We start from the raw sequence: 8,629 nt of genomic DNA on the forward strand, positions 1-8,629 counted from the left end.
CCTCCGCACCACGGTTCGGCTGCGGGAGGCGACCGAGTCGCTGCTCACCAGCGGCTGCGGAACGTTCATCGAGGTCAGCCCGCACCCGGTGCTGGTGATGGCGCTTCAGGAGAGCATCGAGGCGGCCGAGCGCGACGCGGTGGCCTTCGGGACGCTGCGCCGCGGCGAGGGGGACGCCCGTCGGGTGCTGGCCTCCTTCGCCGAGGCGTGGGTGCGCGGCGTCGCGGTGGATTGGCAGGCCGCCGTCTTCGCGGGCAGCGGCGCCCGGCGGGCCGAGCTGCCCACCTACGCCTTCCAGCGTCGCCGCTACTGGCCCGAGGCGGCCGGGGCCGCGGAGCAGTCCGCGCACCGCGCCGACGACCCGGTGGAGGCGGCCTTCTGGGACGTCGTCGAGAACGAGGACCTGGCGGCCCTGGCCGGCTCGCTCGACCTCGCCGACGACGCCCCGCTGAACGCCGTCCTGCCCGCGCTCTCCTCCTGGCGGCGGCAGCGTCGCGAGCAGTCCACCGTCGACGGCTGGCGCTACCGGATCGGCTGGCAGCCGCTCGGCGACCTGCCCCCGGCAAGCCTCTCCGGCACCTGGGCGGTCGTCGTCCCCGAGGCGCTGGCCGAGGAGGAGTGGGTCGCCGACACCGCCCGGGCGCTGACCCGACGCGGCGCGGAGGCCCGCGTGTTCGGCCTCGACGGGCGCGACCTCGGCCGTGAGGCTTTGGTCGACGTGCTGCGCAAGCAGTTGGGCGACGTCGTGGAGTTGACCGGCGTGCTGTCGCTGCTCGCGCTGGACGAGCGGCCGCACCAGGACCACCCGGGCCTGCCGCTCGGCCTGGCCGGGACCGTCGGGCTGGTGCAGGCACTGGGCGACGCCGGGATCGAGGCGCCGCTGTGGTGCGCCACCCGGGGCGCGGTCGCGGTCAACCGCGCCGAGCGGCCGACGGGCCCCGCGCAGTCGCTGGTCTGGGGTCTGGGCCGGGTCGCCGCGCTCGAACAGCCGCAGCGCTGGGGCGGTCTGGTGGACCTTCCGGCGACTCTGGGCGAGCGCTCCGACGAGCGCGCGCTGGACCGGCTGGTGAGCGTGCTGGCCGGCGCCGGCGTCGAGGACCAACTCGCGGTGCGGGCCCCCGGCGTCTTCGTCCGCCGACTGGTGCACGCCCCCGCGGGCCTGACGCCGGCCGAGGGCTGGCGTCCGAGCGGGACCGTCCTGGTCACCGGCGGCACCGGCGCGCTGGGCGCCCACGTGGCCCGCTGGCTGGCCCGCAACGGGGCGGGGCACCTGCTGCTCACCAGCCGCCGCGGCCCGGACGCCGAGGGCGCCGCCGAGCTGCGCGAGGAACTCCTCGCCCTCGGCGCGCGGGTCACCATCGCCTCGTGCGACGCGGCCGACCGTGCGGCGCTGGCCGAACTGCTGGCCGCCGTACCGGCGGAGCAGCCGCTCACGGCCGTGGTCCACACGGCGGGGGTGCTGGACGACGGCGTGCTCGACTCGCTGACGCCCGACCGGATCGCGGGCGTGCTGCGTCCGAAGGTGGACGCCGTGCGCAACCTGCACGAGCTGACCCGCGAGTCGGACCTGACGGCTTTCGTCCTGTTCTCCGGCATCGCGGGTACGCTCGGCGACCCGGGCCAGGGCAACTACGCCGCCGCCAACGCCTTCCTGGACGCCTTCGCCGAGCAGCGCCGGGCCGAGGGCCTGCCCGCCACCTCGGTGGCCTGGGGCCGCTGGGGCGAGACCGGCATGGCGGCGGACGGCATGATCGGCGACCGCCTGGACCGCGCCGGGCTCCCGGGCATGCAGCCGGAGGCGGCCATCGCCGCCCTCCAGCGGGCCCTGGACCTGGACGAGACGGTGGTCACGGTCGCCGACATCGTCTGGGAGCGCTTCGCGCCCGGCTTCACGGCCGTCCGCGCCTCCGCCCTGCTGGACGAGCTGCCCGCCGCGCGCCGCACCGCCGAGGGCGGCGGATCGACGGCGCAGGCCGCCCCCGCCGACGCCTCCGACCTGCGCCGACGTCTGGCGGAGATGGCGGAGCTGGAGCGCGAGCAGGCCGTCCTCGACCTGGTGCGGGTCCACGCGGCCGCGGCGCTCGGACACGAGACGGCGGACGAGGTGGTCGGGAGCCGGGCCTTCAAGGAGCTCGGCATCGACTCGCTGACCGCCCTGGAGCTGCGCAACCGGCTCAGCGCGGCTACCGGCCTCCGACTCCCCGCGACGCTGGTGTTCGACTTCCCGACCCCGGCCGCGCTGGCCGCCCGGCTGCGGGCGGACCTGCTGCCCGACGCCGGGACGGGCGGTGCGGCCTCGCTCGCCGACATCGACCGGCTGGAAGCAGCCCTCGCGGCGGTCTCCGAGGACGAGGACACCCGGGCGGACGTCGCGGCCCGCCTCCAGGCCCTGCTGACCCGGTGGAGCGGAGCTCCGCGTGAGCGGGAGGCCGAGGCCCAGGTGACCGAGAAGCTCCAGGCGGCCTCCGCCGACGAGCTCTTCGCCTTCATCGACAACGAGCTGGGCATGGCCTGACGGGCCCGGTCCGTCCCGCAACTACCTTCAGCAGTGAACGAATTGGGTGAGGTTCCCACAGTGGATCAGGACAAGCTGCTCGACTATCTGAAGCGCGTGACGGCGGATCTGCACCAGACCCGCCAGCGGCTTCGTGACGCGGAGTCGGGCGACTCCGAGCCGATCGCCCTGGTCTCCATGAGCTGCCGGTTCGCCGGCGGGGTGAACTCGCCCGAGGACCTCTGGCAGTTGGTGGCCGAGGGACGCGACGCGATCGGCGACTTCCCGTCCGACCGCGGCTGGGACGTGGCGTCGCTCTTCGACGACGACCCCGACCAGCAGGGCACCAGCTACACCAGAAGCGGCGGGTTCCTCTACGACGCCACGGAGTTCGACGCCGCCTTCTTCGGCATCAGCCCCCGTGAGACGCTCGGCATGGACCCGCAGCAGCGCCTGCTGCTGGAGGCGTCCTGGCAGGTGCTGGAGCGCGCGGGCATCGACCCGACCTCCCTCAAGGGCAGCCGGACCGGCGTCTTCGCCGGGACCAACGGCCAGGACTACGGCGACCTGCTCTACCAGGTGCCCGAGGGCGTCGAGGGCTACACGCTCACCGGCAACGCGGCGAGCGTGCTCTCCGGCCGGCTCTCCTACACCTTCGGACTGGAGGGCCCGGCCGTCACCGTCGACACGGCCTGCTCGTCCTCGCTGGTCGCGCTGCACCTCGCGGTGCAGGCGCTGCGCCAGCGGGAGTGCTCGCTGGCGCTCGCCGGCGGCGTCACGGTGATGTCCAGCCCCCGGGCCTTCATCCAGTTCAGCCGCCAGCGCGGGCTCGCGCCCGACGGCCGCTGCAAGTCCTTCGCCGCGGCGGCCGACGGCACCGGCTGGGGCGAGGGCGTCGGCATGCTGCTGCTGGAGCGGCTGAGCGACGCGCAGCGCAACGGTCACCCGGTGCTCGCGGTGATCCGCGGTTCGGCGGTCAACCAGGACGGCGCCAGCAACGGACTCACCGCGCCCAACGGCCCGTCCCAGCAGCGGGTCATCCGGCAGGCGCTGGCCGGAGCCGGTCTGACGCCGAGCCAGGTCGACGTCGTCGAGGCGCACGGCACCGGCACGGTGCTCGGCGACCCGATCGAGGCGCAGGCCCTGCTGGCCACCTACGGCCTGGAGCGCCCCGAGGACCGGCCGCTGTGGCTCGGGTCGGTCAAGTCGAACCTCGGCCACACCCAGGCGGCCGCCGGTGTCGCGGGCGTCATCAAGATGGTGCTCGCGATGCAGCACGGCGTGCTGCCCAAGACCCTGCACGTGGACGAGCCCTCGCCGCACGTCGACTGGACCTCCGGCGGCGTCGCCCTGCTGGAGGAGGCCAGGCCGTGGCCGGAGACCGGCGAGCCGCGCCGCGCGGGCGTCTCGTCCTTCGGCGTCAGCGGCACCAACGCGCACACCATCATCGAGCAGGCCCCCGAGCCCGAGCAGCCCGCCGACGGGGCCGCGCCGGTGGCCGCCCCCGCGCTGCTGCCCTTCCTGGTCTCCGGGCGGACCGCAGAGGCGCTGCGCGCCCAGGCCGCCCGACTCCGCGACCACCTGGACGCCGCTCCCGAGCTCGCCCCCGCCGACCTCGCCCACTCGCTGGCCACCACCCGCGCCGCCCTGGACCACCGCGCCGCCGTCCTGGCCGCCGACCGCGCCGAGCTGCTCGCGGGCCTGGACGCGCTCGCCGACGGCGAGAGCGCGCCGCACCTGGTGCAGGGCGTCGCGGCCGCCGAGGGCCGCACCGCGTTCCTCTTCACCGGCCAGGGCAGTCAGCGGGCCGGGATGGGCGCCGAGGCCTACGCGGCGTTCCCGGTCTTCGCCGAGGCGTTCGACTCGGTCTGCGCGGAGCTGGACCGGCACCTGGACCGCCCGCTGAAGGACGTGGTCTTCGGCGCCGCCGGCGAGGTCGGCCTGCTGGACGAGACCCGCTACACGCAGCCCGCGCTCTTCGCCGTGGAGGTGGCGCTGTTCCGGCTGGTCGAGTCGTGGGGCCTGACTCCGGACTTCCTGGCCGGGCACTCCATCGGCGAGCTGGCCGCCGCCCACGTCGCGGGCGTGCTGTCGCTCGCCGACGCCTGTGCGCTGGTCGCGGCCCGCGGCCGCTTGATGCAGGAGCTGCCCGCCGGTGGCGCGATGGTGGCCTTGCAGGCGTCGGAGGAGGAGGTGCTGCCGCTGCTGGCGGACCGTGCGGACGCGGTGGGCGTCGCCGCCGTCAACGGTCCGACCGCCGTGGTGGTCTCCGGCGCCGAGGACGACGTCCTGGCCGTGGCACGGCACTTCGAGCAGCTGGGGCGCAAGACCAAGCGCCTGACAGTGAGCCACGCCTTCCACTCCCCGCTGATGGACGGCATGCTGGCCGAGTTCCGCCGGATCGCCGAGGGCCTGGACTACCAGCCGCCGCGCGTCCCGATCGTCTCCACCGTGACCGGCGCCTCGCTGACCGCCGAGGAGATCTGCTCGCCCGAGTACTGGGTGCGCCACGTCCGCGAGGCCGTCCGCTTCCTCGACGCCGTCCGTCGGCTCGACGCCAACGGCGTCACCACCTACCTGGAGCTCGGCCCCGACGGCGTCCTCACCGCCATGGCGCAGCACTGCCTGGGCGACGACGCCGAGCCCGCCGCCCTGGTGCCCACCCTGCGCACCGGTCGCCCCGAGCACCGGACCCTGCTCACCGCGCTCGCCCGGGCCCACGCCCACGGCGCCACGCCCGACTGGCGCGCCGTCGCCGCGAGCTGGGGCGGAACCCGGGTGGACCTGCCCACCTACGCCTTCCAGCGCCGCCGTCACTGGCCCGAGCCCCCGGCCGGCTGGCTCGGCGACGTCGCGTCGGTCGGCCTCGGCACGGCCGACCACCCGCTGCTCGGCGCGGCGGTCGCGCTCGCCGACGCCGACGGCGTGCTCTTCACCGGCCAACTCTCGCTGCAGACCCATCCCTGGCTCGCCGACCACGTGGTGATGGGCGCCGTGCTGCTGCCCGGGACGGCCTTCGTCGAGCTCGCCATCCGCGCGGGCGACCACGTGGGCTGCCACCAGCTCGCCGAACTGACCCTGCAGGCCCCGCTGGTCCTGCCCGAGCACGGCGCGGTCCAGCTCCAGCTCGCGGTGGGGGAGGCGGACACCACCGGCAGCCGCAGCTTCACCCTGCACTCGCGCCCGGAGCCGGAGGACGCCGCGGGCGGCGCGGCCCTGACCGCCGAACACGCCTGGACCAGGCACGCCACCGGCATCCTCGCGCCCGCCGCCGCCGAGCACCGGGCCGAGCCCCTCGGCCTGGACAGCTGGCCCCCGGCCGACGCCACCCCGGTCGAGACCGAGGGACTCTACCCGTACCTGGCCGAGGCCGGTTTCGGCTACGGCCCGGTCTTCCAGGGCCTGCGCGCCGCCTGGCAGTCGGGCGACGAGATCTACGCGGAGGTCCGGCTGCCCGAGCAGGCCAAGGCTGACGCCGGCCTGTTCGGCCTGCACCCCGCGCTGCTCGACGCCGCCCTGCACGGCGTCGGCATGGGCACCCTGCTGAGCCCCAGCGAGTCCGGTCGGCTCCCGTTCGCCTGGAGCGGGGTCACCCTGTACGCCTCCGGCGCCGACACCCTGCGGGTGCGGCTCTCCCCGGCGGGCGAGGACTGCGTCTCGGTCACCGTCGCGGACGGCACCGGCGCGCCCGTCGCCCGGGTCGACTCGCTGCTGCTGCGGCCGGTCTCGGCCGCCCAGGTGCAGGCCGCGCGCGGCACGCACCACGAGTCCCTGTTCACCGTGGAGTGGCAGGCCGCCGCCGTCGGCACCGCCGAAACCGCGGGGTGGGCGCTGCTCGGCGCGGAGCGGCTCGGCCTCGACCTGCCCGGGTACGCCGACCTGGCCGCGCTGGACGGCGCCGTCGCGTCCGGCGGCACGCTGCCCGACACCGTGCTGACGGTCGTCCGGGCCGAGCCGGGCGAGTTGGCCGCCGCCGCGCACGCGACGGCCGGCCGCGCGCTCGCTCTGGTCCAGGAGTGGCTGGCCGCCGACCGGTTGGCCGACGCCCGCCTGGTGCTGGTCACCCGTGGCGCGGTGGCCGTCGACCCGGGCGAGGCCGTCGCGGACCTGGCCGCCGCCACCGTCTGGGGTCTGGTCCGCTCGGCCCAGATGGAGAACCCGGGCAGGCTCGTCCTGCTCGACCTCGACGACGAAGAGGCTTCGCTCGGGGCCCTGCCGGATGCCGTGGCCACCGAGGAGCCGCAGCTCGCACTGCGCGCGGGCACCGTCCGAGTGCCCCGACTGGCCCGGGTGGCCGCCGCCGCCGTCGACGCGACATCGCTGTTCGACGCGGACCGGACCGTGCTGGTCACCGGCGCGACCGGCACCCTGGGCGCGCTGGTCGCCCGTCACCTGGTCACCGAGCACGGAGTGCGCCGCCTGCTGCTGGTCTCCCGGCGCGGCGTCGAGGCCGCCGGTGCGGCCGCACTCGTCGCCGAACTGACCGAGGCGGGCGCCGAGGTGACGCTCGCGGCCTGCGACGTCGCCGACCGCGACGCGCTGGCCGGGCTGCTCGGCTCGCTGGAGCACCCGCTCGGCGCCGTGGTGCACACCGCGGGCGTGCTGGACGACGGCATCGTCTCCGCGCTCACCCCCGAGCGCCTGGCTCCGGTGCTGCGCCCCAAGGTGGACGCCGCCTGGTACCTGCACGAGCTGACGCGGGATCTGAACCTGTCCGCGTTCGTGTTCTTCTCGGCGGCAGCTGCCACCCTCGGCGGACCCGGCCAGGCCAACTACGCCGCCGCCAACGCCTTCCTGGACGCCCTCGCGCACCACCGCCGGACGTCCGGGCTGCCGGCCACCGCGCTGGCCTGGGGTCTGTGGGCCGAACGCAGCGGCATGACCGGCACGTTGGAGGAGGCCGATCTCCAGCGGATGGCGCGCGGCGGCGTCGCCGCGCTCTCCAGCGAGGAGGGCCTGTCCCTGCTCGACACCGCCGTCGCGCTGGGCGGCGCGGGCTACGTCCCGATCCGCCTGGACCTGGCGGGCCTGCGGGCCCAGGCCGCGAGCCCCGCGCTGCCGCCCCTGCTGCGCGGCCTGGTCCGGGCTCCGGCCCGACGCGCCGCCCAGGCCGAGCCGGGCGGCGACTCGTTCGGGCGCCAGTTGGCCGCGCTGCCGGAGGCCGAGCGGCGCAAGGCGCTGCTGGCCCTGGTCACCGGCCAGGTGGCCGCCGTGCTCGGTCACGCCGACGCCGACGCCGTCGAGCCGCACCTGGCCTTCAAGGAGCTCGGCTTCGACTCGCTGACCGCCGTCGAGCTGCGCAACCGCCTGAACGCGGCGACCGGTCTGCGACTGCCCGCCACGCTGGTCTTCGACTACCCCAACCCGGCGGCTCTGGCGGAGCAGTTGAGCACCGAGCTCCATGGCTCCGCGCAGACCTCCGTCACCCCGGCCGCCCTGCCCGTCGCCGCGGGCGTCTCCGACGACCCGATCGCGATCATCGGCATGTCCTGCCGCTACCCCGGCGGCGTGAACTCGCCCGAGGAGCTGTGGCAGCTGGTCACCGAGGCCCGTGACGGCATCTCCGGCTTCCCCACCGATCGCGGCTGGCTGGTGGACGCGCTGCACAGCGCCGACACCGAGCGGGCAGGCGCGGCGCTTCAGGGCGGCTTCCTGCACGACGCCAGCGCCTTCGACCCGACCTTCTTCGGCATCAACCCGCGCGAGGCGCTGGCGATGGACCCGCAGCAGCGACTGCTGCTGGAGGCGTCCTGGGAGGCGTTCGAGCGGGCCGGGATCGACCCGGCCTCGGTCAAGGGCAGCCGTACGGGCGTCTTCGCGGGCGTGATGTACCACGACTACGTCACCCGGCTGCCCGCCGTCCCCGAGGAGGTCGCGGGGTACCTCGGCACCGGCGGAGCCGGCAGCGTCGCCTCGGGCCGGGTGTCCTACACCTTCGGTCTGGAGGGCCCGGCGGTCACCGTGGACACCGCGTGCTCGTCCTCGCTGGTCGCCCTGCACCTCGCCGCCCAGGCGCTGCGGTCGGGCGAGTGCACGCTGGCGCTGGCGGGCGGCGTGACCGTGATGGCGACGCCCGACACCTTCGTCGACTTCGCCCGCCAGGGCGGCCTGTCGTCCAGCGGCCGCTGCAAGTCC

The 8,629-nt window shown here is 75.8% G+C and carries 2 protein-coding genes; both read left to right on the plus strand.

Annotated elements, in window-relative coordinates:
* The coding region (locus TR48_RS35425; RefSeq protein ID WP_042374697.1) for an SDR family NAD(P)-dependent oxidoreductase at positions 1 to 2,515 on the plus strand (2,515 nt) is incomplete at its 5' end.
* Between the two features lie 60 nt (positions 2,516 to 2,575).
* On the plus strand, positions 2,576 to 8,629 hold a 6,054-nt coding region (locus TR48_RS35430; protein WP_042374698.1), incomplete at its 3' end, for a type I polyketide synthase.

The organism is Streptacidiphilus neutrinimicus, from assembly GCF_000787815.1.
Taxonomy (GTDB): Bacteria; Actinomycetota; Actinomycetes; order Streptomycetales; family Streptomycetaceae; genus Streptacidiphilus; species Streptacidiphilus neutrinimicus.